27 protein-coding genes are annotated in these 22,319 nt (G+C 59.0%); 13 read left to right on the top strand and 14 right to left on the bottom strand.

Going from position 1 to position 22,319, the window contains the following annotated elements:
* Positions 1 to 41: 41 nt before the first annotated feature.
* From rpsI to zapE, 3 genes are all read right to left on the bottom strand, one after another.
* Complete coding sequence (gene rpsI / locus ACPF7Z_RS02145; protein WP_425191509.1) at positions 42 to 431, bottom strand: 30S ribosomal protein S9; 390 nt, start codon at positions 429 to 431, stop codon at positions 42 to 44.
* Between the two features lie 13 nt (positions 432 to 444).
* The gene (gene rplM, locus ACPF7Z_RS02140; protein ID WP_425191556.1) at positions 445 to 873 is read right to left on the bottom strand and encodes a 50S ribosomal protein L13; all 429 of its coding nucleotides are present in this window, start codon (positions 871 to 873) and stop codon (positions 445 to 447) included.
* A gap of 164 nt (positions 874 to 1,037) precedes the next feature.
* Positions 1,038 to 2,216: a cell division protein ZapE gene (gene zapE / locus ACPF7Z_RS02135; RefSeq protein ID WP_425191508.1), complete on the bottom strand. Its 1,179-nt coding sequence runs from the start codon at positions 2,214 to 2,216 to the stop codon at positions 1,038 to 1,040.
* A gap of 347 nt (positions 2,217 to 2,563) precedes the next feature.
* Between zapE and ACPF7Z_RS02130 the strand changes: the two genes are divergently transcribed.
* Positions 2,564 to 3,031 (top strand): YhcB family protein, encoded by a 468-nt coding sequence (locus ACPF7Z_RS02130; RefSeq protein WP_425191507.1) that lies wholly within the window; start codon positions 2,564 to 2,566, stop codon positions 3,029 to 3,031.
* Between the two features lie 51 nt (positions 3,032 to 3,082).
* Here the strand turns inward: ACPF7Z_RS02130 and ACPF7Z_RS02125 are convergent, their stop codons facing one another.
* Positions 3,083 to 3,859 carry a Nif3-like dinuclear metal center hexameric protein gene (locus ACPF7Z_RS02125; RefSeq protein ID WP_425191506.1) on the bottom strand — a complete coding sequence of 259 codons (777 nt, stop codon included), beginning with the start codon at positions 3,857 to 3,859 and terminating at the stop codon, positions 3,083 to 3,085.
* Positions 3,860 to 3,976: 117 nt separating this feature from the next.
* Here ACPF7Z_RS02125 and ACPF7Z_RS02120 point away from each other — a divergent pair, with 117 nt between their 5' ends.
* Positions 3,977 to 5,230, top strand: a complete 1,254-nt coding sequence (locus ACPF7Z_RS02120) for a Do family serine endopeptidase (protein ID WP_425191505.1) — start codon at positions 3,977 to 3,979, stop codon at positions 5,228 to 5,230.
* Positions 5,231 to 5,263: 33 nt separating this feature from the next.
* Here ACPF7Z_RS02120 and hisD read toward each other — a convergent pair whose 3' ends face one another.
* The 9 genes from hisD to ACPF7Z_RS02075 form a co-directional block, all read right to left on the bottom strand.
* A complete protein-coding gene (hisD, locus tag ACPF7Z_RS02115) occupies positions 5,264 to 6,586 on the bottom strand; it encodes a histidinol dehydrogenase (RefSeq protein ID WP_425191504.1) in 1,323 nt (440 codons plus the stop codon).
* A gap of 67 nt (positions 6,587 to 6,653) precedes the next feature.
* The gene (gene hisG / locus ACPF7Z_RS02110) at positions 6,654 to 7,298 is read right to left on the bottom strand and encodes an ATP phosphoribosyltransferase (protein WP_425191503.1); all 645 of its coding nucleotides are present in this window, start codon (positions 7,296 to 7,298) and stop codon (positions 6,654 to 6,656) included.
* A gap of 20 nt (positions 7,299 to 7,318) precedes the next feature.
* Positions 7,319 to 8,581 (bottom strand): UDP-N-acetylglucosamine 1-carboxyvinyltransferase, encoded by a 1,263-nt coding sequence (murA, locus tag ACPF7Z_RS02105; protein WP_425191502.1) that lies wholly within the window; start codon positions 8,579 to 8,581, stop codon positions 7,319 to 7,321.
* 14 nt (positions 8,582 to 8,595) lie between these two features.
* Positions 8,596 to 8,850, bottom strand: a complete 255-nt coding sequence (locus tag ACPF7Z_RS02100; RefSeq protein WP_425191501.1) for a BolA family protein — start codon at positions 8,848 to 8,850, stop codon at positions 8,596 to 8,598.
* Positions 8,851 to 8,952: 102 nt separating this feature from the next.
* Positions 8,953 to 9,291 carry an STAS domain-containing protein gene (locus ACPF7Z_RS02095; protein ID WP_425191500.1) on the bottom strand — a complete coding sequence of 113 codons (339 nt, stop codon included), beginning with the start codon at positions 9,289 to 9,291 and terminating at the stop codon, positions 8,953 to 8,955.
* Positions 9,288 to 9,935: an MlaC/ttg2D family ABC transporter substrate-binding protein gene (locus tag ACPF7Z_RS02090; RefSeq protein WP_425191499.1), complete on the bottom strand. Its 648-nt coding sequence runs from the start codon at positions 9,933 to 9,935 to the stop codon at positions 9,288 to 9,290. Before ACPF7Z_RS02090 ends, ACPF7Z_RS02095 begins: the two co-directional genes overlap by 4 nt.
* 31 nt (positions 9,936 to 9,966) lie before the next feature.
* Positions 9,967 to 10,431, bottom strand: coding sequence for an outer membrane lipid asymmetry maintenance protein MlaD (mlaD, locus tag ACPF7Z_RS02085; RefSeq protein WP_425191498.1), 465 nt, complete (start codon positions 10,429 to 10,431; stop codon positions 9,967 to 9,969).
* Positions 10,431 to 11,213 (bottom strand): lipid asymmetry maintenance ABC transporter permease subunit MlaE, encoded by a 783-nt coding sequence (gene mlaE / locus ACPF7Z_RS02080; protein ID WP_425191497.1) that lies wholly within the window; start codon positions 11,211 to 11,213, stop codon positions 10,431 to 10,433. Before mlaE ends, mlaD begins: the two co-directional genes overlap by 1 nt.
* Entirely contained in the window at positions 11,210 to 12,040 is an 831-nt protein-coding gene (locus tag ACPF7Z_RS02075) for an ABC transporter ATP-binding protein (protein ID WP_425191496.1), read from the bottom strand. The genes mlaE and ACPF7Z_RS02075 overlap by 4 nt, the downstream gene beginning before the upstream one ends.
* A gap of 152 nt (positions 12,041 to 12,192) precedes the next feature.
* On the opposite strand from ACPF7Z_RS02075, the gene ACPF7Z_RS02070 reads away from it, so the two are divergent.
* From ACPF7Z_RS02070 to mgtE, 11 genes are all read left to right on the top strand, one after another.
* Positions 12,193 to 13,173 (top strand): KpsF/GutQ family sugar-phosphate isomerase, encoded by a 981-nt coding sequence (locus ACPF7Z_RS02070; RefSeq protein WP_425191495.1) that lies wholly within the window; start codon positions 12,193 to 12,195, stop codon positions 13,171 to 13,173.
* Between the two features lie 11 nt (positions 13,174 to 13,184).
* On the top strand, positions 13,185 to 13,742 hold the full coding sequence (locus tag ACPF7Z_RS02065; RefSeq protein WP_425191494.1) for a KdsC family phosphatase: 558 nt from the start codon (positions 13,185 to 13,187) through the stop codon (positions 13,740 to 13,742).
* 2 nt (positions 13,743 to 13,744) lie between these two features.
* Positions 13,745 to 14,332 carry an LPS export ABC transporter periplasmic protein LptC gene (gene lptC, locus ACPF7Z_RS02060; protein WP_425191493.1) on the top strand — a complete coding sequence of 196 codons (588 nt, stop codon included), beginning with the start codon at positions 13,745 to 13,747 and terminating at the stop codon, positions 14,330 to 14,332.
* Positions 14,329 to 14,874 (top strand): lipopolysaccharide transport periplasmic protein LptA, encoded by a 546-nt coding sequence (gene lptA / locus ACPF7Z_RS02055; protein WP_425191492.1) that lies wholly within the window; start codon positions 14,329 to 14,331, stop codon positions 14,872 to 14,874. Before lptC ends, lptA begins: the two co-directional genes overlap by 4 nt.
* 25 nt (positions 14,875 to 14,899) lie before the next feature.
* Complete coding sequence (lptB, locus tag ACPF7Z_RS02050) at positions 14,900 to 15,625, top strand: LPS export ABC transporter ATP-binding protein (protein ID WP_425191491.1); 726 nt, start codon at positions 14,900 to 14,902, stop codon at positions 15,623 to 15,625.
* Between the two features lie 173 nt (positions 15,626 to 15,798).
* Positions 15,799 to 17,220 (top strand): RNA polymerase factor sigma-54, encoded by a 1,422-nt coding sequence (locus tag ACPF7Z_RS02045; RefSeq protein WP_425191490.1) that lies wholly within the window; start codon positions 15,799 to 15,801, stop codon positions 17,218 to 17,220.
* A 134-nt stretch (positions 17,221 to 17,354) separates the two neighbouring features.
* Complete coding sequence (hpf, locus tag ACPF7Z_RS02040) at positions 17,355 to 17,663, top strand: ribosome hibernation-promoting factor, HPF/YfiA family (RefSeq protein WP_425191489.1); 309 nt, start codon at positions 17,355 to 17,357, stop codon at positions 17,661 to 17,663.
* 9 nt (positions 17,664 to 17,672) lie between these two features.
* Positions 17,673 to 18,137 carry a PTS sugar transporter subunit IIA gene (locus ACPF7Z_RS02035; protein WP_425191488.1) on the top strand — a complete coding sequence of 155 codons (465 nt, stop codon included), beginning with the start codon at positions 17,673 to 17,675 and terminating at the stop codon, positions 18,135 to 18,137.
* A 95-nt stretch (positions 18,138 to 18,232) separates the two neighbouring features.
* Positions 18,233 to 19,126 carry an RNase adapter RapZ gene (rapZ, locus tag ACPF7Z_RS02030; RefSeq protein ID WP_425191487.1) on the top strand — a complete coding sequence of 298 codons (894 nt, stop codon included), beginning with the start codon at positions 18,233 to 18,235 and terminating at the stop codon, positions 19,124 to 19,126.
* Positions 19,113 to 19,382: an HPr family phosphocarrier protein gene (locus ACPF7Z_RS02025; protein WP_425191486.1), complete on the top strand. Its 270-nt coding sequence runs from the start codon at positions 19,113 to 19,115 to the stop codon at positions 19,380 to 19,382. The genes rapZ and ACPF7Z_RS02025 overlap by 14 nt, the downstream gene beginning before the upstream one ends.
* Positions 19,383 to 19,513: 131 nt before the next feature.
* Positions 19,514 to 20,869: a magnesium transporter gene (gene mgtE / locus ACPF7Z_RS02020; protein WP_425191485.1), complete on the top strand. Its 1,356-nt coding sequence runs from the start codon at positions 19,514 to 19,516 to the stop codon at positions 20,867 to 20,869.
* 68 nt (positions 20,870 to 20,937) lie between these two features.
* On the opposite strand, the gene pmbA is transcribed toward mgtE, so the two are convergent.
* Positions 20,938 to 22,278 carry a metalloprotease PmbA gene (gene pmbA / locus ACPF7Z_RS02015; protein WP_425191484.1) on the bottom strand — a complete coding sequence of 447 codons (1,341 nt, stop codon included), beginning with the start codon at positions 22,276 to 22,278 and terminating at the stop codon, positions 20,938 to 20,940.
* Positions 22,279 to 22,319: the final 41 nt, after the last annotated feature.

Genomic DNA, 22,319 nt, shown 5'->3' with positions numbered 1-22,319 from the left:
TTTTGCGGTTGAGCGTTTTTGTCGCACCTGTGTAAACGCCGTTAGCGCTTGGAGAACTGAGGACGCCGGCGCGCTTTACGCAGCCCGACCTTCTTACGTTCGACCTCACGTGCATCCCGGGTTACATACCCGGCTTCACGCAGAGGCTTGCGGAACTCCTCGTTGTAATTGATCAGCGCGCGAGTGATACCGTGACGAATGGCGCCGGCCTGCGCTGAACCACCACCACCACACACGGTAATGTAGGCATCGAACTGCTCCCCGGTCTGGGTCAGTTCCATCGGCTGACGTACCACCATTTGAGCGGTGACACGACCAAAGTAGTCGGCCACTTCGCGATTGTTGACGGTGATCTTGCCGGTGCCCGGCTTGAGGAACACACGGGCCGTGGAAGTTTTGCGGCGCCCGGTACCGTAGTACTGCTGTGACATGGCGTAATATCCCTTAAAGGTTCAGTTCTTGAGGCTGCTGAGCGGCATGAGGATGCTGAGTGCCTGCGTAGACCTTGAGCTTGGTATACATGGCGCGGCCCAGCGGCCCCTTAGGCAGCATGCCCTTGACGGCAAACTCGATGACGCGCTCCGGCGCATGCCCGATCATCTTCTCGAAGGACATCGAGCGCAGGCCGCCCGGATAACCAGTATGACGATAATAGGTCTTGGCCTGGGCCTTGTTGCCGGTCACACGAACCTTTTCGGCATTGATCACGACAATGTAATCGCCGGTATCGACGTGGGGAGTGTATTCCGGCTTGTGCTTGCCGCGCAGGCGGCGAGCGATTTCGGTAGCCAGACGACCGAGCGTCTTGTCCGCAGCATCGACGACGTACCAGTCACGCTGGACGGACTGCGGCTTAGCAGTGAACGTCTTCATGGATTCAATCACCAATTGATTCATTGGGTCTCGTGCCTTGCGACAACGGACCATCCCTATTTTTCTTGGTTGCCACCGTCTTGAAAATGGCAACTGTCGAGCGAGGGCGCATTATACATGACGTCAGCGCCGAGGTTAAGAAGTATTGACGCTTTGGACCTGGATCAAGGCTGGTGCGGGAGCGCCAAATACTCCCGCGACTGCATCTCCTGAAGCCTGGATAGAGTACGCTCGAATTCAAAGGCTAATTTGTCACCGTGGTACAACTGTTCGATGGGTGCTGCAGCGGACATCAGCAGCTTGACGCCACGATCGTAAAACTCATCGACCATGCTGATGAAACGCCTGGCCTGGTCTTCGCTTGAGGGCCCCATGCGTGGCACATCCGAGACCAGCACGGTATGAAAGTCGCGCGCGAGTTCGATGTAGTCGTTCTGGCTGCGCGGGCCATCGCACAACATGGCAAAGTCGAACCAGACGACGTCCTCATGTTCGCGACGAGCAGTCAACAGGCGATGATTGATTTCGATCGCCGTTTCTCTCTCTCCTTCTGCACCGGCGATGGCACGGAAACTCTGCTCAAGCAGACGGGTGGCTTCGGCACTCAAAGGCACATGGAACAGCTCGACACGTTCGAGCGCCCGCAGGCGGTAATCGATACCCGAATCCACATTGACCACGTTGCAATGCCGTTTGAGAAGTTCGATCGCCGGCAAGAAGCGCGAACGCTGCAAGCCGTCCCGATAAAGATCGTCCGGCACGATGTTGGACGTCGTCACCAGCACGACGCCATTGGCGAACAGCGCCTCGAGCAGATTAGCCAGGATCATGGCATCGGTAATGTCCTTGACGAAGAACTCATCGAAACAGATCACCCGCGCCTCTCGGGCGAACTTGCCGGCAATCAGATCGAGAGGGTTCTTTTGCCCTTTGTAGTGGCCGAGTTCGTTATGCACCCGCTGCATGAAACGGTGAAAGTGCGTTCGCATCTTGTCCGGGAAAGGCAAGGCATCGTAGAAGGTATCGACCAGGTAGGTCTTGCCCCGGCCTACGCCACCCCAGAAATACAACCCCTTGACCTCGGGCAACGCTGGCGTTGCCGGTGATGAACGACGCCTGCCCAAGAAACCCTTGACCCGTGACTTCACCCCCTTGTCAGCGGTGCTTGCCACCAGGGTCTGGCGCGGTGTCGCCAGCAACTCATCGTATAGACGCTGCAGGTGCTGGACGGCTTTTTCCTGGGCAGGGTCGTATTCGAAGCCATCACGTTCGAGATCATCACGATAGCGTGCCATGGGAGGACGAGAAGATGCCGCCTCGGAAGAGGTCATTGTCGCGCGCATGAACCCTGCTTTAATCCTGGAATTGAGTGGAAGCAGAATTATACGCTGCCCGAAGAGGCCTGTGTAAGCAGGAGAAGCGTTGTCCCGGACGCATTGACCCTCCTTGCGTCTTACCCCGTATAATACGCTGGCGCCTGGGCCGACGGTTCTTGAGTTGGCGTAAAACAGAAAATAAAGGAAGCGCTGAAGAAATCGACGAGCGTTTCAAGCACAAGGCGCCCCGAGCACAGGAACCGCAACATATGGGGTATATGTGAGGATTCCGACCGGGTTGGCGCCCTATCACCGCGTAACGCAGTGATCGAGACGCGCAGACATTTATTCAGTGTTTACTAAAGGGGAAGGACGTGTACGAAGGTAACATCAATTGGATCCTGGCCATTGCCAGCTTGCTGGCAGGCATCGGCATTGGCGCCATAGGCTATCATCTGCTCAACGCCAATGTGGCGCGCAATCAAAAGGTGCGCCAACGCTTGGCCGAGACCGAGCTGGAACTCAGCCAGGTGAGAGACACTCTCAACGATCATTTCATCAGTGTCACTCAACTGGTCAAGGGAATTCAGCGCCAGAGCCAAGAGCTCGAGCAGCAAGTGGTCCAGGGTGCCGAGCGTCTGAGCGACGATCCCCGACTCAAGCGGCAATTGACCGATCAGGGTGACGCTGCTTCGGATGAATCGGCCCAAGAAGATACCGCTGAGACGCTGGAAACCCCGCGCGACTATGCCGATGGCAATCGGGGCACGCTATCTGAAGATTTCGGTTTGCATCAGTCCAACGAAGCCGAACAGCAACCCGCGCCACCTGCTCGTTACTAATCGCCGCGAAACTGATGATCGCCGGGGTGAGACACCCATCCCGGCAAGACGTCATGCCGGATTATCGATATCCACGAAGCGATGCTCGATGCCGTGGTGGCTGGCCAGCCATTCACCCAAAGCCTGAACGCCGTAGCGCTCGGTGGCGTGGTGGCCAGCGGCGTAATAACTGATGCCCATCTCCCTCGCCAGATGCGTGGTGCGTTCGGAGATTTCACCGGAAATGAAAGCGTCGGCACCGGCATCGTAAGCCAAACCAATCATTTCCTGCGCCCCGCCGGTGCACCAGGCGACCCGCTCGATCCTGCGCTCATGACCCACCACTACCATTGGCTCGCGACCCAGTTGCCGGGACAAATGCCGACCCAGAGCACGGCTATCAATGGCGACTCCTCGAGCCATCGCTTCTCCCGGTGTACCCAGCCACACCAGCCCCGTGCCTAGCTCCCCATCGGCGCAGCCTAGCACCTGAAATCCCAGTTTCGCCGCCAACTGAGCGTTATTGCCCACTTCCTGATGAGCGTCCAGGGGTAAATGATACGCCAGCAGATTGATGTCGCTACCAAGCAATGTAGCCAGACGACGGCGCTTCATACCCGTGATGGTGACCGGCTCATTCTTCCAGAAGTAGCCGTGATGAACGAGCACGAGATCGGCTTCCCAGCGTACAGCCTCGTCCAGCAAGGCCTGACAGGCAGTGACACCGCTCATGACCCTACCGATCCGCTCGCGCCCGGCCACCTGTAACCCATTGACGGTATAATCCTTGAAGCCCTCCGGGCACAATAACTCGTCGCACACATTCACCAGTCGATCACGCGCTATCATCGGTTTCCTCCGGGCAGTCAACGCCCTGTAGTGATACACTTTCGACCATTGTAACGGGCGCTCCCTCTCGCTTCGAGCCGACGAGCCGCCGACTCTTTTTTCAATCAAGGACCTTGCATGCGTCGCTTTATCAAGCCACTCATCTGGCCCGTGATCAGCGGTGTACTCCTGGCCCTGGTACTACTCAACCAGTTTCCCCGCTTGCTTGATCGGTCATCCTCCCCTGAACCGGCCCTGCCAATACCCGAGACGCCTCCCTTGTCATTGCCCTCCCAGGCAAGTGGTGAAGGTGATGCGATCGCACCGACATTGAAGCTGGCACCTATCTCACGCCCCGCACCAGAACTGCTCGAGGCCGCGCCTTTGTCACGGCGCACCGGCCCCGCGAGCTATGCCAGTGCCGTCGAGAAGGCGGCGCCGGCGGTGGTCAACATCTACTCCTCCCGTGTCGTCGAACGTGAACAGCACCCTTTGATGTCGGACCCGTTCTTTCGCCAGTTCTTCGGCGAAGAGATGCCTAGCCGTCAGCGTATGCTATCCAGCCTGGGATCGGGCGTCATTGTCAGTGATGAGGGCTATGTGCTGACCAATCATCATGTGATTCGTGGTGCCGACCAGATTCAGGTAGCGCTGCGCGATGGCCGCGAGACACTGGCCAAGGTGATCGGCACCGATCCGGAAAGCGACCTGGCCGTGCTCAAGATCGATCTTGACGATCTACCGGTCATCAGCCTGGTGGATTCGGAAAGTGCCGCAGTAGGTGATGTCAGCCTGGCGATCGGCAACCCTTTCGGGGTCGGCCAGACCGTGACCATGGGGATCATCAGCGCCACCGGCCGCAATCAGTTGGGGCTATCGGCCTATGAGGACTTCATTCAGACCGACGCGGCCATCAATCCGGGTAATTCCGGGGGCGCCTTGATCAATGCCGAAGGATCCTTGGTCGGGATCAATACCGCCATCTTCTCGCGCTCCGGCGGTTCTCAAGGCATTGGCTTCGCCATTCCGACCAATGTGGCCCGCGAGATTCTCGACGAGCTGGTGCGTAAGGGACGTGTGATTCGCGGCTGGCTAGGCTTGGAAGTCCAGGAGATCACCTCGGACCTGGCCGCCTCGTTCGGCTTGAATGCCGCCCAGGGCGTGGTGGTGGCCAATGTGGTGCCGGCAAGCCCTGCGCAACGCGCCGGCTTGCAGCAAGGTGACATACTGCTTTCCATCAATGGCAAGCCGATCCTCGACCCACGGGTTGCCATGGCGGACATCGCCGATGTCGAACCCAACACCACCGTACCCGCCACCCTGATGCGCAACGGCGAGATACAGAAAGTCGAGATCGAGGTCGGCGAACGCCCTACCCCCAGTGAACGCTGATTCAGCCGCTCAAGCCACCTTGGCCAGAGCGGCTCACGAGATGATGCGGTTCTCCGCTGAGCGGGCATGGGCCGTCAACGACTCGCCTCGAGCCAATACCGATGCGGTGCGCCCCAGGGTAGAGGCCCCTTGTGCCGAACATTGGATTATGGACGAGCGCTTCTGGAAGTCGTAGACCCCCAGCGGCGATGAGAAGCGCGCGGTACCCGAGGTCGGCAGCACATGATTGGGACCGGCACAATAATCGCCAAGCGCCTCGGCGGTATGGCGCCCCAGGAAGATGGCTCCCGCGTGCCGAATGTCTACAAGCCACCTCTCGGGCTCGGCCACCGATAATTCAAGATGCTCTGGCGCGATGCGGTTGATCAGTTCAACCGCTTCTGCACGATCCTGGCACAGGATCAAGGCACCTCGTGAAGCCAGCGACTGGCGAATGATCGCTTCACGCTCCATGCCGGGCAGCAAGCGGTTGATCGCCTCCTCGACCGCGTCGATATGGGCCTGCTCCCACCCCACCAGAATCGCCTGGGCGTCCTCATCGTGCTCTGCCTGGGAAAACAGGTCCATGGCCAGCCAATCCGGCTCGGTGCCGCCATCGGTGATGACCAGGATCTCCGAGGGCCCGGCGATCATGTCGATACCCACCTGCCCAAACACCGCACGCTTGGCGGTCGCCACATAGATATTGCCCGGACCCACGATCTTATCGACCCGGGGCACCGTTTGCGTACCATAGGCCAGCGCAGCTACCGCCTGGGCGCCACCGACGGTAAATACCTGATCGACGCCGGCCAGGTGCGCAGCGGCAAGCACCAGTTCATTGAGCATCCCATCCGGGGTCGGCACCACCATGACGATTTCGCGCACACCGGCGACCTGCGCCGGGATCGCGTTCATCAATACCGAGGACGGATAGGCCGCCTTGCCTCCGGGCACATAGATACCGGCACGATCGAGGGGGATGATCTGCTGCCCCAACACGGTGCCGTCAGACTCGGTATAGTGCCAGGATTGAGGCTTCTGATACTCATGATAAGTACGGATGCGCTCGGCGGCATGGGCCAAGGCGTCGCGCTGCTCCTGAGGCAGCCCGTCGAACGCCTGGCGCAGACGCTCCTTGCTCAGGGTCAGTTCGCCCATGTGCGTGACCGCGAGGCGATCGAAACGATTCGTCGTCTCGATCAGGGCCTCATCCCCCCGGGTGCGCACAGCGTTGATGATATCGTCCACCCGACGCTGTACCTCGGCTCCGGAGACGCCTTCCCAGGCCAACAGCCGATTCAGCGATGCCTCGAAATTGGCATCGGCTGTGGACAAATGGGTCAGCGCGACATCGACACTCGCCTTGTCGGCCATGGGTCACCTCGCAATGTGGCTCGATTGACAGGTTATTCGAGAATTTCGGTGGGTTCGAATTCGGTATTCAAGCAACGCGGCGCGCAACGACGGCTTGCTCCAGGCGCTCGATCAGAGGCTTCAATTGCTGATGCTTCATGGTCATCGCTGCCTTGTTGACCACCAGTCGCGTGCTGATCTCATCGATCATCTCCCTTGGCTCCATGCCGTTGGCACGCAGGGTGTTGCCGGTATCGACGATGTCGACGATCTCATCGGCAAGGTTCATCAACGGGGCAAGCTCCATGGCACCGTAGAGCTTGACCACCTCCGCCTGAATGCCCTGTTCGGCATAATAACGCCGCGCCACATTGACGAACTTGGTCGCCACCCTGCGCCGGGCGTGGGTCGGCCGGGCGCCGACAGGTCCGGCCGTCATCAGACGACAGCGAGCGATCTCCAGATCCAGCGGTTCATAAAAGCCCGCGGCACCGTGTTCGAGCAGCACGTCCTTACCGGCGATACCGAGATCGGCGGCCCCCATCTGCACATAGGTGGGCACGTCCACAGCGCGAATGACCACCAGTTTGACCTGGGCCAGGTTGGTATCGAAGATCAACTTGCGGCTGCTGCCCAGATCTTCGGCGGGCTCGACGCCCGCCTGGGCCAGCAAGGGCAGAGTTTCCTGCAATATACGCCCCTTGGAGAGGGCCAGTATCAGCTGCTTGCTCATGGATCACTCTCACAGGGAGACTAGCCGGGTACGCGGCGAATCTTCGCCCCCAATAATTGCAATTTCTCTTCGATACACTCATAACCACGATCGATGTGGTAAATGCGATCGACCATCGTCTCACCCTCCGCCAATATACCTGCCACGACCAGGCTCGCCGAAGCCCGCAGATCGGTAGCCATGACCGGCGCGCCGGACAGTCGTTCGACGCCACTGACGACGGCAGTATTGCCTTCCAGAGCGATGTCCGCCCCCATGCGGTTGAGCTCCTGGACATGCATGAATCGATTCTCGAAGATCGTCTCGACGACGCGGCCAGTCCCTTTCGCTACCGCATTGAGCGCAACGAACTGAGCCTGCATGTCGGTGGGAAAGGCGGGATAAGGCGCGGTGCGTATATTGACGGCCTTGGGTCGCCTACCCCGCATATCCAGCTCGATCCAGCCTTCGCCGGCAGTGATCTCGGCGCCTGCTTCTTCTAGCTTGGCCAGTACCGCCTCGAGTATGTCCGCACGAGTACGCCGTACGCGCACGCGCCCCCCGGTAGCGGCGGCGGCGACCAGAAAGGTACCGGTCTCGATGCGATCCGGCATGACATCATGATGGCAGCCATGCAGTCGCTTGACCCCTTCGATGACGATGGTATCGCTGCCATGGCCCGTGATCTTCGCCCCCATGGCGATCAGGCACTCGGCCAGATCGACGATTTCCGGTTCTCGCGCCGCATTTTCCAACACGCTGGTACCGTCCGCCAGCGTCGCCGCCATCAACAGATTCTCGGTGCCGGTGACGGTCACGGTATCGAAGAAGATGGTCGCCCCCTTCAGGCGACCATCGACCCGGGCCCGAATATAACCGCCTTCGACGGCGATCTTGGCGCCCATCGCCTCGAGACCGTGAATATGCAGATCGACCGGTCGCGAGCCGATGGCACAGCCCCCCGGCAGCGACACATCCGCGGTCCCGAAATGCGCCAGCAAGGGCCCGAGCACGAGAATAGAAGCCCGCATCTTCTTGACCAGTTCATAGGGCGCATGACAATCACGCACCTGGGAGCCATCGAGCTGGATGGACATCTTGTCTCCCATGACCGGCTCGACACCCATGCGTGCAAGCAATTCCAGGGTGGTGGTGATGTCTTGTAAATGCGGCAGATTACCGATGACCACGGGCTCATCGGAAAGCAGCGTGGCCGCCAGGATCGGCAATGCGGAATTCTTGGCGCCACTGGCCCACACCTCGCCTTCGAGGGGGCCACCGCCGGTGATGATCAGCTTGTCCATGGGTATCGTTCGCTTCAGGCCTGGGTGTTTTCGGGCGCCTGATGCCACTGCGCAGGGGTATACGTCTTGATACTGATGGCGTGCAATGCGCCGCTGGCGATTTCCTCGGACAAGGCACCATAGATCAACTGTTGACGCTTGACCGGTGACAGATTCTCGAAGACATCTCCAACGGCGACGACCTGAAAATTACAGCCTTCGCCCTGGATATGAAAATCACAACCATCGATACGAGATTCGAGCAAGGCCTTGACGTCACTGGGTTGCATGGGTCGGGGTGGCTCCTGTAGCTGATATAGCGCTTAATGATAGGGTTCTCGAAAGAGCCACCATGGTAATGAAAAGTGCCATCGATGGCGATGATGTATGCGTCAGTCGACGTTCTCCACGGCTTCATGAGGCAGCAGATGATCGAGCCCCGCCATGGCCGTCACTCGTGACAAGGGGGGAGACAAGCGTACCGACTCCACCACTAACGCTTTGTCTCGGGCACAGCGCAACCATTCCAGCATGACGCTGAGAACGGCGCTGCTGGCCTGATCGACCTGTCGGAGATCGAATGCCACGGCACTGCCTTCGGCTTGCTGATTCAACCACTCACAGCCGCTGGCCGCCAGGGCCGTGGCGACATCGAAATTGGCCTCGCCACTGGCGGTCAATACCGCATTCGTCACCTCGAGCCGCGCATCGCTATCGAGCAATAGCGTCACGCGTTGCCCCCTTGTTCCAGTTCATCGGTGCCCACTTCTGGCGACCAGCCGTTGATGACTGCATCATAATCCCGGTTGTTGTCGCGCATGGCCTGATCGAATTGGTTGCGGAAAGTCAGTCCGAGATTGATGCCATTGACGATGACGTTGACCACCTTCCACTGCTCGTCGTTCTGACGCAGGCTGTAACTGACCGGATAGACCTCGCCATTGTTGCCTACGACCTCCATGTCGACACTCGCCTGGTCGCCGGAGCTTACCCCTTGGCTATCGAGCACGCGTATGTCGCGATAATCGAAGGTCACCAGCCCCTTGGCATAGGTATCGATCAGGGTCTGACGGAACGTGTCCGCAAAGCGTGAACGCTGCTCGGGTGTCGCATTGCGAAAGTAACGCCCCATCACACTGGCGCCGATGTAACGAAAGTCGGCGATATCCTCAAGGCTGTCGTCGACCAGGGCCTCCAACTCGTCGGGATGCTGCTGGAAATAATCCCGGCGCCCTTCGATCTTGCTCATGAGCGCGTCCGTGCTGTCGCGAATGGTCTGTACCGGCGACGATTGCGCCTGAGCTTGATTGGCCACCAGAATAAGGGCCAACAGCGACAGGGCAAGATGCTTGAAAAACGAGGTGAACTTGTTCATAGCTTCTCCATGGAGCTTCTAGTGATTTCTATCAGTTGTTGACCATGTTTGACACGAATTGCTGGATGAGTTCTTCCAGTACCAATGCCTTCTGGGTGTCGTGAATGGTATCGCCATCCTTGAGCGTTTCAGGTGCCCCCCCCACGGTCAGACCGACATATTGTTCGCCAAGCAATCCCGAGGTCAGGATCGCAGCGGTGGTATCCTCGGATAGCTGACCCTCCAAGTCGCCGTTCAACTGCATGGTGACCCGTGCATCGAACCACTCCTTGTCAAGATCCACCGAGGTGACCCGACCAATCTGGACACCGGACATGGTGACCCGAGACCCCTTCTTCAAGCCGCCCACATTGGCGAAATCAGCCTTGAGGCTGAAGCTATCACTGGACAGATTGTTGCCCACCCCACTGACACTCAATCCAAGAAACACCAATCCCAGAATGCCGGCCAGCACGAACAGGCCAACGCCCAACTCCATTGTCTTGCTACGCTTCATCAGAGTTCTCCAAACATCAGCGTGGTCAGCACGAAATCCAGGCCCAGAACGGCCAGCGAAGAATAGACCACGGTGCGTGTTGTGGCCCGAGAAATGCCTTCCGACGTCGGCATAAGATCATAACCCTGGAATACGGCTATCCAGGTGACCACCAATGCAAACACCAGACTCTTGATTATTCCGTTACCAATGTCGTCGATAAAGCCGACGCTGGCTTGCATGTTGCTCCAGTAGGAACCTTCGAACACGCCTAGCCATTCCACACCGACCAGATAGCCGCCCCAGATACCCACGACGCTGAAGCCTATCGTCAGTAACGGTAAGGAGACGAAGCCGGCCCAGAGGCGTGGCGCCACCACCCGGCGCAGGGGATCGACGCCGATCATCTCCATACTGGTCAGTTGCTCGGTGGCCTTCATCAAGCCTATCTCGGCGGTCAGGGCCGAGCCGGCCCGACCGGCAAACAGCAGTGCCGCGACCACCGGCGCCAGTTCGCGCAGCAGTGACAAGGCAACCATCTGCCCCAACGCATCCTCGGCACCGAAATCGACCAGGATGGTATAGCCTTGAAGCCCCAGCACCATCCCGATGAACAGCCCCGACACCAGCACGATCGCAAGCGACATCACACCGATGAAGTGCATCTGCCGAAGCCATAGATGCATTCCCTCCCGGGTCGGCAACGCCACGCTCGCTTGAAACAGGAATATCGCGGCGCGACCCAGCGCCTCGACCATGTTCAGGGTAGCGCTTCCCAGGGTCGTGATTCGTTGCTTGATCATCGCCCAGCCCTTTTGTCCATCGTGTCGTCGTTCAGGATGTCGCTGTAATAGTCCGGCGCCGGATAGTGAAATGGCACCGGGCCATCCGGCTCGCCATGCATGAACTGACTGACGCGCGGATCGCGATCCACATTCAAATTGGCCGGCGTGCCATGGGCCATCACTCGACCATCGGAGATCACATACACATAATCCGCGATGGACAAGGTTTCCTTGATATCATGTGACACCACCACGGCCGTCAGACCTAGTGCCTGGTTGACCCTCTTGATCAGTTCCACCAGCACCCCCATCGAGATGGGGTCCTGACCGACGAAGGGTTCGTCATAGAGGACCAATTCCGGGTCCAGTGCAATCGCCCGCGCCAGCGCGACCCGGCGCAGCATGCCACCGGAGAGTTCTGCGGGCATCAAAGAGCGTGCACCTCGCAAGCCGACCGCTTCGAGCTTCATCAGCACGACATCGCGAATCATTGCTTCGGGCAGATCGGTATGAACCCGCAAGGGAAAGGCAACATTCTCGAAGACACTGAGATCAGAAAACAGCGCGCCGCTTTGAAACAGCATGCCCATGCGTCGGCGCAAGCGAAAAAGTTCGCGCCGCGGCAGACGATGAACGTCTTGACCGTCGATTTCCACACGACCGGCGTCCGGATACAACTGGCCCCCGAGCAACTTGAGCAGGGTGGACTTGCCCGAACCGCTGGGCCCCATGATCGCAGTAATCTTGCCACGGGGTATGCGCAGATCGACCCCGCGAAATATCTCCTTGTCACCGCGAGAAAAATGGACACCCTCGACCTCGACGAACAGCGGGTCATTGCTCATAAAGCTCTACCAGGGAAATTATCGAACATCGTATATTAACTCATCTGTACACTACCCGCACGCGATTGGGAGGACAAACTTGCAAGCCATCGGAGCAATGCGTCTAATGGCGCCCATTCGGGTCCGATTGACAACGGGGCACTTTATTTACCATGCACAACCATGACAACTTCGCCTTTCGAGCCAGCGCACGCCGCACCCTCGACCTGGAGCTGCAGGCGATCGCCGCCCTGGACGCCAAACTCTCCGAGGACTTCGATCAGGCTTGCCGACTGATGCTGGCCTGTCAGGGCCGTATCGTCGTCACCGGAATGGGCAAGTCGGGACACATTGGACGCAAGATCGCCGCCACTCTGGCCAGTACCGGTACACCGGCCTTTTTCGTGCACCCGGGCGAGGCTAGCCATGGCGACCTGGGCATGGTCACCTCCAAGGATGTCGTGCTGGCGTTGTCCAATTCCGGGGAAACCGCCGAGATCACCGCGCTACTACCACTACTCAAACGCATGGGCGCTCCCTTGATCAGTATCACCGGACGCCCCGAGTCGACGCTTGCCTGCCATGCCCAGGCGCATCTCGATGCCGGGGTCGAGCGCGAGGCCTGCCCCCTGGGGCTGGCCCCCACCTCTTCCACTACCGCGGCCCTGGCAATGGGAGATGCGCTGGCGGTTGCGCTACTCGAGGCCCGGGGCTTTACCGCCGAAGAGTTTGCCTTGTCCCACCCCGGCGGTAATCTGGGGCGGCGTTTGTTGCTCAAGGTCGAGGACCTGATGCATGTCGACGAACGCGTCCCCAGGGTAAGACTCGGCAGCCCGCTGCGGGACGCCTTGCTTGAGATCACTCACAAGGGATTGGGATTTACTTGCGTCGTGGATGAACAGGATCACCTGATCGGCGTCTATACCGATGGTGACCTGCGTCGCACCCTCGATCAGCATAGCGATCTACGCGCACTTCGCGTCGACGATGTCATGACCCGCGGCGGCAAGCGCATCCCCCCCGGCATGCTGGCCGCGGAAGCGGTCAAGATCATGGAAGACAATCGTATCACCGCGCTGGCCGTGGTCGATGAGCAGGAGCGTCCCGTGGGGGCCCTGCACATGCACGACCTACTCGCCAGCGGCGTCATCTGAAGGAGCCCTGCATGGCATTCGAGTCTCGTCTCGACCTCCCCGTACTGATCGAGCGCGTGCGTCATATTCGTCTGCTCGCCCTCGATGTGGATGGCGTCATGACCGACGGCCGTCTTTATTTCCAGGCCGACGGCCAGGAAACCAAATCGTTCAGCACCCAGGATGGACTCGGCATAAAATTGTTGCGCCAGGCGGGCATCGACGTTGCCATCATCACCGGGCGCAGGTCTCCAATGGTCGACCAACGTGCCGAAGCACTCGGAATCGAACACGTCATGCAGGGGCGTGACGACAAGCTCGAGGCATTGCAATCATTGCTGTCGGAGCTGAACATGGACCTGCGTCAAACCGCTTATTGCGGCGATGACCTGCCGGATCTTTCAGCGATCAAGCGCGCAGGACTGGGCATCAGCGTACCCAATGCACCACTTTATATTCGTGAATGCGCTGACTGGGTCACCGAGCACGCGGGAGGGCATGGTGCCGTGCGTGAAATCTGTGACAATCTCCTGGCATGGCAAGGCCACTGGCCGGCAGTGCTCGATACCTACTCGCATGGGAAAGGCTGAGCATGGCGTTGCGCCTACCCAATATCCCCGCAAAATTCTGGCTGGCACTGCTCGTGCTGGCCTTGGGTGGACTGCTGACAGTCATCGAACAACGTGATGTATCCCTGCCCGGGCCGGTACCCAGCGATGCCGCCGGCGAGCCCGACTTTTATCTTGAAGGTGCCCGAATGACACGCTTCGATGCCCGGGGCGCCCCCTACCAACGTCTCGAGACGCCACGCCTGGTGCATACGCCCGCCGATGATGTCATTCGCACGAAGACGCCCGATATACGTCTGTACGACGATGAGGGCCGCACTTGGTTCGCTGGCGGCGATAGCGGTAGGCTTGGGCCAAACGGCAACCCTCTCACCTTGACAGGCAATGCCTGGCTCGAAGCCCCCGAGGAAGGCTGGCGGCTCGAGACTGATACCCTGGTCTACGATAATCAGGAGCGTCACGCCTGGAGTGAGAGTGAGGCTCGCCTCAGCCAATATCAGCAACGTGTACGCGGCGAGCGCTTCGATGCCTGGATCGACACGGCCCGCATGCGCCTGACAGACAATGTACGCGGTGTGCATCCGCCCATCAGCGAGGAGCAAGGATCATGAGGCGACAGACCCTATCTCAACATTTGTCCCGGACCTTATCCATCATGGCCGGTCTGATGCTTTATGGCTCGATCGCAGCGACGGCTCACGCCCTCGACAGCGATGCGAGTGCGCCCATCGAGATTGCCGCGGATCGACTCGATGTCGATGACAAGGCCGGCACGGCGGTTTACACCGGCGATGTCGATATGCAGCAAGGCAGCATGAAACTCACCGCCGATCGGGTCGAAATCGAACGCAACGCCCAAGGTGAAGTTTCCCGCGTTACCGCCTCTAACGAGGCCGGTCGTGCCTATCTCGAACAAAAACCCGCCCCTCAGGATCCGATCGTCAAGGGCTGGGGCGAAACCATCATCTATCATGCCGCTGAACGGCGCGTGGAGCTGATGCGTCAGGCGGAGCTTCATCAAGGCGGTGACACCTTTAATGGCGCCTATGTGGAGTACTTTCTCGATCGTCGGCAGGTCCAGGCCCGTTCGCAGTCGGAAAGTGGCGCCAAGGAACGCGTGCGCATGACGCTGACGCCTCAAACCACCGAGTAAGAAGCAACGAGCAGGAAGCCCCTGAATGAAGACGCTTTTCGCCCGCCATCTGGCCAAGAGCTACAAGCAACGCCGGGTGGTACAGGATATCAGCCTGTCCATTGCCCAAGGCAGCATCGTCGGCTTGCTGGGCCCCAACGGTGCAGGCAAGACGACGTCGTTCTACATGATCGTCGGCCTGGTCAAGGCCGATGCCGGCGAGGTCGGCATCGACGATCAGGATTTGACCTCGGCGCCGATGCACCATCGCGCTCGGGCCGGGATCGGCTACTTGCCTCAGGAAGCCTCGGTATTTCGTAAGTTGTCGGTAGCGGACAACATCCTGGCAATCCTCGAAACACGCAAGGACCTCGACAAGCAGCAGCGCCATGCCCAACTCGAGCATCTGCTCGAAGAATTTCATATCGACCACATCCGCGACAACATGGGCATGAGCCTCTCCGGCGGCGAGCGGCGCCGAGTCGAGATCGCCCGCTCCCTGGCGACCGAGCCTGCTTTCATTCTGCTTGACGAGCCCTTTGCTGGCGTCGATCCCATCTCGGTAGGCGAAATCAAGAGTATCATTCGCCAACTGCGCGAACGTGGCATCGGCATCCTGATCACCGATCACAACGTGCGAGAGACGCTGGATATCTGCGACAACGCCTATATCGTCGGCGACGGCAAGATCATCGCCGAGGGTAATGCGGAGGCCATTCTTTCCAGTCAAAAAGTACGCGAGGTCTACCTGGGCAACGAATTTCGCCTCTAGCGCCACCTCGACAAGACGTCGGTTTCACCCTTTTGCGCAGCCTCCAGATCAAGCCAGCCCTCAAGCAAAAAAGCATTAACTTACTAATGGCATGATTATTGCTTTTTGAGCTTGCATGCTACTCCGCACGGCGCTAACGTAATCTCAAATCATGACGGCGACTCAGGTTCATTATGGTAATGAAGCCAACGCTGCAACTGAGGGTCGGCACTCAACTGACCATGACGCCTCAGCTGCAACAAGCGATTCAGCTGTTGCAGCTATCGACCCTCGATCTGCGTCAGGAAATCCAGCAGGCGCTGGAGTCCAACCCCATGCTGGAACTCGATGACGCCTATGGTGAACAAGCCGTGGCGGAAAGCATCGAGGAACAGTGGTCCGATGATATTCCCACAGAACTGGTGACCGACAGCGAATGGTCGGATACCTATCAGGACGTTCCCAGTAGCAAGGCAAGCAGCACGGATGGGAGCGATATCGAGCGCAACGTCGTGGGGTTGAGCCTTCAGGATCATCTTCGCTGGCAAGTGACGATGGACGATATGTCACCGCGTTCTCGGCAGATCGCCGACAGCCTTATCGACTCGATTACCCCGGCGGGCTACCTTGACGCCAGCCTCGACGAGTTGGTGGACGGCTTGCGCGGTCAAGGACTTGACGACCTCAAGAGCAATGAGGTGGAGCAGGTACTACTGCGGATACAACAATACGAACCGACCGGTGTCGGCGCCCGCAATCTGCGCGAATGTCTGCTTCTGCAACTCGCTGCTTGCGATGAGGCAACTTCGCTTCTGCCCCAGGCCAAGCGTCTAGTGCGCCAGTTTCTAGAGGCCCTCGCCGGCAACGATCGCAAGATGCTCAAGCGCCGCCTAGGACTCGACGATGCTCAACTGGATAGCGTCATCGCCTTGATTCGGACCCTCGATCCGCGTCCCGGCCAAGCCTTCGATCACCATAGCGATAGCTACGTCACACCGGATCTGATCGCTCGTCACAGCCCTCAGGGCTGGCGCATCGAGCTCAACCCCGAGGCACTGCCGCGTCTTCGCATTCAGCCGGATTATGCCGCGCTCGTGCGACGCGCGGACAAGAGCGACGACAATGCCTTCATGAAGCAGCATCTGCAGGAAGCGCGCTGGCTGATGAAGAGTCTGTCGAGTCGCAACGACACCTTGCTCAAGGTAGGCCGCGAAATCATGAGCCACCAGTTCGATTTTCTCGAGCGTGGCGAAGAAGCCATGAAGCCGCTGATTCTTGCCAATATCGCTCAACTCGTGGAAATGCACGAATCGACCATTTCTCGGGTCACCACCCAGAAGTTCATCCACACCCCTCGTGGCGTCTTCGAACTCAAGTACTTTTTTTCGAGTCACGTTGGCGGTGGCGAGAGCGACGGCGATGCCTACTCCAGCACGGCAATCCGTGCACGCCTGAAGAAGATGGTCAGCGAAGAATCGCCACGTAAACCCTTGTCCGACAGCAAACTGGTGGACCTGCTGGCCGAAGACGGCATCAAGGTAGCCCGGCGCACCATTGCCAAGTATCGCGAGGCACTGGGCATCCCCTCTTCCAGCGATCGCAAGCGCCTTGCTTGATGCCTTCGCAGCCCCATGCATGAAGGCTTGAAAAAATCACCTATCGCAGTGTTCCGCTTAGAGGGCCATAGGGGTTTGCTAAACGGCAAAAAGGGTTACAATCCTTGGACCATTCGCAGCAATAGGAGCGTGCCATGCAAGTCAACATCACTGGCCATCATGTCGAGCTGACCGATGCATTGCGTGATTATGTGAACGAGAAACTTGCACGTCTGGAGCGTCATTACGACAACATCACGCGCGTTCAGGTGACCCTGTCGGTCGAAAAGGAACGTCACCAGGCCGCCTGTACACTCCATGTAGCAGGCGCCGATCTGCATGGCGAGGCCGAAAACGGCGACATGTATGCTGCCATTGATGCATTGACCGACAAGCTTGATCGTCAACTTGTCAAACACAAGGAAAAAAGCCAAGCCCGCGCCCAAGGCGCCGGGGCACGCTGATTGCGATCCATGTCTCTGGAATCCATCCTGCCTCCGGAGCGCGCACTATTCGCGGTGCCCGGGGGCAGCAAGAAACGGGTGCTGGAATTTTTCAGCACCTTCATTGCTCAGAACATTCCCAGTCTGGATAGCCAGGAAGTATTTGGACGTCTGGTTGGTCGGGAAAAGCTCGGCAGCACAGGCATCGGCAACGGTGTCGCCATTCCGCATGCGCGGGACCCGCACTGCAAGACACCGATTGCCGGTTTTCTCAAGCTTCAGGAAGCCATCAATTTCGACGCCATCGATGGCGAACCGGTGGATTTGATCTTCATCCTGCTGGTTCCCGAGGCGGCGGATGACACGCATTTGGCACTTCTTGCCCAGGTCGCCAGCTTGATGAACGATGCTGACACCCGGGCACGCCTACGCAAGAGTGAAAGCCAGAGCCAACTCTACGAGACGCTGATCCACGCTATTCAAAACCTCGAGTAGACGAATAACGAGAGCAACGAGTGATATCCTGACGTAGTGCACCACGTTGTTTTCGTTTCAGGCAAGGCCTTAGCCACAGTCATAAGGGCGCTATCATGCAACTCGTGATCATCAGCGGACGATCGGGGTCCGGAAAATCCATCGCGCTTCAGGCGCTTGAGGATCTCGGCTTCTATGCCATCGATAATCTGCCGGCCATGCTGCTCGATCATCTCATTCATGAGTTGCAACAGGATGAGGCGCGTCGCTCGAATATCGCGGTGAGCATCGATGCGCGCAACCTGCCGACGGCACTCAAGCGCTTTCCGGTGTTGCTCGAAGAGATTCGCATGCGTCAAATCGATTGCCATGTGGTCTATCTCACTGCGGAAAACAAGATCTTGCTCGAGCGCTATTCCGCGACACGCCGCAGTCACCCTTTGACCCGGGAAAGCAACATGACCCTGGCCGAGGCCATCGAGTCTGAAGAACACACCCTGGCGCGTATACGCGATCTCGCCGACCTGGTGATCGATACCTCGCAACTCTCGATCCATGATCTGCGCGGGCGCATCGCTACTCAGGTAGCGCATCACTCCAGTGATCAGTTGACGCTGACCTTCGAATCCTTCGGCTTCAAGCGTGGTGTACCCCTGGATGCCGATACCGTGTTCGATGTCCGCTGTTTGCCCAATCCTTACTGGGACCCTCAATTGCGTCAGTACGATGGGCGCGATAATGAAATCATCAAGTTTCTCGAGAGTTACGATGATGTGACTGCCATGGGTAACGATATCCGGGACTGGCTTGAACGCTGGCTGCCGGCCTATATCGCCAGCAATCGCAGCTATCTGACGGTAGCCATCGGCTGTACCGGCGGCCAGCATCGCTCGGTCTATCTGAGTGAGCGACTCGCTCATCATTTTGCCGAACAGCATCGCGTGCGCCTTCGACACCGTGAGCTTGGCGTTCTCACCGTCGTAGGAGAGGCGGTGAATGATTCAGCGTGAACTGACGCTGACCAATCGACGTGGACTGCATGCGCGCGCAGCCACCAAGCTGGTCAAATGCTGTCAGCCCTATGACGCTGAAGTCACACTTCATTATCGAGAACAAAGTGCTCAGGCTAACAACATCATGTCACTTCTGATGCTTGCCGCCCCTTGCGGTAGCGTGCTCCAGGTCGACGTGGAAGGCCCCCAGGCCGAGGAAGCCTTCGCTGAAATAGAGGCACTTTTCGCCGCGCGTTTCGACGAAGACAGCTGATCGCTGGTCGATTTTTCTTCTGATCGAACTTCTCAAACATTCCTCGAACAGCGTTTTCTTTTATTCGCGCCGTCTCCCGTCGGTGCTAGAATGGCGCGACGATTGCGGTACGACACAGGACACCGACGACCATGAGCAAGAATCCCGAGAAGCTCCAGCCCAGACTGGCCAGGCTCAACGATGCCCTGGAAAGCGGTGCCTTGGAACAAGCTCGGCGCATGCTCAATCGTGGTCTAGCCCCGGTCGACGTGGCTCATTTACTGGAGTCGACCCCGCCCAAGGAGCGTAACGTCCTTTGGGAGCTGATCGAACCCGAGCTGCAAGGGGATGTGCTGCAGTATCTGGGTGAGGATATTCAGACCGAATTCCTCAACCGTATGGATGCTCAGCAGTTGATGTCGGCCACCGAGGGTCTTGATGTCGACGACCTGGCCGATCTTTTGCAGCGGCTGCCCAACACTGTCACGCTCGAAGTGCTCGACTCGATGGAGGCCCAGGAGCGCCAGCGCCTGGAAACCGTGCTGTCCTATCCCGAGGACACCGCCGGCGGGTTGATGAACACGGATACGCTGACGATCCGCCCCGAGATCACGCTGGATGTGGTGCTGCGCTATCTACGTCGTCACGAGCGTCTGCCGGATGCCACCGACAGTCTGCTGGTGGTCACCCGTAGCGACAAGTTGATCGGCAGTCTGCCGATCAATCGCTTGCTCGTCTCCGACCCTTCAATGCTGGTACGGGAGGTCATGGATACCGACATGGTGACGATCCCTGCCACCATGGAAGAAAGCGACGTCGCCAGCCTGTTCGAACGCTTCGACCTGATTTCGGCACCGGTGGTCGGCGGCGATCGTCACCTGCTCGGGCGTATCACCATCGATGACGTGGTCGACGTCATCCGCGGCGATGCGGAGCATCAGGTGATGAGCATGGCGGGGCTAGATGAAGATGAGGATACTTTCGCCCCGGCCTGGCGCACCAGTCGACGTCGTGCGGTATGGCTGGGCATCAATTTGATTACCGCCTTCATGGCCGCCGCGGTGATCGGCATGTTCGAAGGCACCATCCAGAAGGTGACCGCGCTTGCCGTATTAATGCCCATCGTGGCCAGCATGGGCGGTATCGCCGGCTCCCAGGCATTGACCGTATTGATTCGGGGCATCGCCCTGGGTCATGTCTCGGGAGGCAATGTCCGCTGGCTGCTCAATCGAGAACTGATCGTCGGCGCCCTCAATGGACTGCTCTGGGCATTGGTCGTTGCCGCGATTGCGGTGCTCTGGTTCGGTGACATGACGCTGGGTGTCATCATCGCCGCCGCTATCGTCATCAACCTGCTGTTCGCCGCCTTCTGCGGCACCCTGCTGCCAGTCCTGTTGAAGAAGCTCAAGATCGACCCAGCCCTGTCCGGCAGCGTCATCCTGACCACCGTCACTGACGTGATCGGTTTCATGGCCTTTCTTGGCCTGGCCACCTACTTTTATCTCTGACGCTCGCTGCAACTCAATCAAATGGCCGCCTCGAGGGCGGCCATGACAATGCTCCCCCGCTGGAGCGATCAGCCGCCCGCCACGGTCATATCGTCGATCAACCAGCTGCCGGTGTGGATGCTGCCCCGGGTATCGATATCGTCACCCACGCCCATCAGGTTGGCGAACATGTCATTGAGATTGCCGGCGATGGTGAACTCCTCGATCGGATGCTGGATCTTGCCATTTTCGATCCAGAAGCCTGCCGCCCCCCGGGAGTAATCGCCGGTCACGCCGTTGACCCCTTGACCCATCAGTTCGGTGACCAGCACACCGCGATCCATCCGCGCCAGTAGATCAGCTTGTGCCGTAAGGGGTGCGTCGATACGCAGATTGCGCGCACCACCCGCATTACCGGTGCTGGTCATGTTCAAGCGTCTGGCACTGTAGGCGGAAAGCATGTAACTGGCGATACGACCACCGTCGACGAAGACGTTGTCGCGGGTATAGACGCCGTCGTTGTCGAAGGGGGAGCTGGCCATACCGCCCATTTCCTGGGGTTTCTCCATGAGCGTGAACCATTTCGGGAACAGCGGCTTGCCCAGGCTATCGCACAGAAACGATGCCTCGCGGTAAAGCGCACCGCCCGCGATGGCATTGAGAAAGTGTCCGACCAAGCCGCTAGCCAGTTCCGGTGCGAACAGCACCGGCAGGCGGCCGGTCTCGGGGCGGCGTGCCCCCAGGCGACGCAACGTGCGCTCGGCGGCGCTTCGCCCGATGGCTTCCGGCGAACTTAGTCGCTTCGGATCGCGCACGCTACTGTAGTCGTAGTCGCGCTGCATGCCCTGCTCATCCCCGGCAATCAGCATGCAGGACAAGGAATGCCGGCTGCCCCGCTGCCCCGCCAGAAAACCATGACTGTTGCCGTAGACTCGCACGCCCTCACCGCTGGAAAGCCCGGCGCCATCAGAATTGGCGATACCCTCCACGGCGCGCCCCGCATGCTCGCAGGCCAAGGCCAACTCGACCGCCTCATCCGTCGTCAGTTGCCAGGGGTGGTGCACGTTCAAGTCAGGAAATTGGGTGGCCATCAACTCCGCATCCGCCAACCCCGCATAGGGGTCGTCCCCGGTATGTCGGGCGATGGCGATGGCCTTTTCCACGACCGCACGAATAGAAGCCTCACCCGCATCGGAAGAGGAGGCACTGCCCTTGCGCTGGCCGACATAGGCCGTCACGGCAATACCCTGATCCCGAGACAGCTCGACGCTTTCCACTTCCCCCATGCGCACGTTGACGCCGGTGCCTTGATCGACGCTGGCACCGACTTCACAGGCATCGGCGCCCAGTGCACGTGCTTGCTCTAATGCCTCTGCGACACGTGATTCCAGCAGCGCCTGTTGCGCTGCGGCATCGAAGGCTTGTGTCATGTTGATCTCCTTGTCGTGAGACTGGCTGTTATACTGCGCCA

It is taken from the genome of Halomonas sp. GXIMD04776 (genome assembly GCF_049808615.1).
In the GTDB taxonomy this organism is placed as follows: Bacteria; Pseudomonadota; Gammaproteobacteria; order Pseudomonadales; family Halomonadaceae; genus Modicisalibacter.
This window is presented reverse-complemented; position numbering and strand designations above follow the sequence as displayed.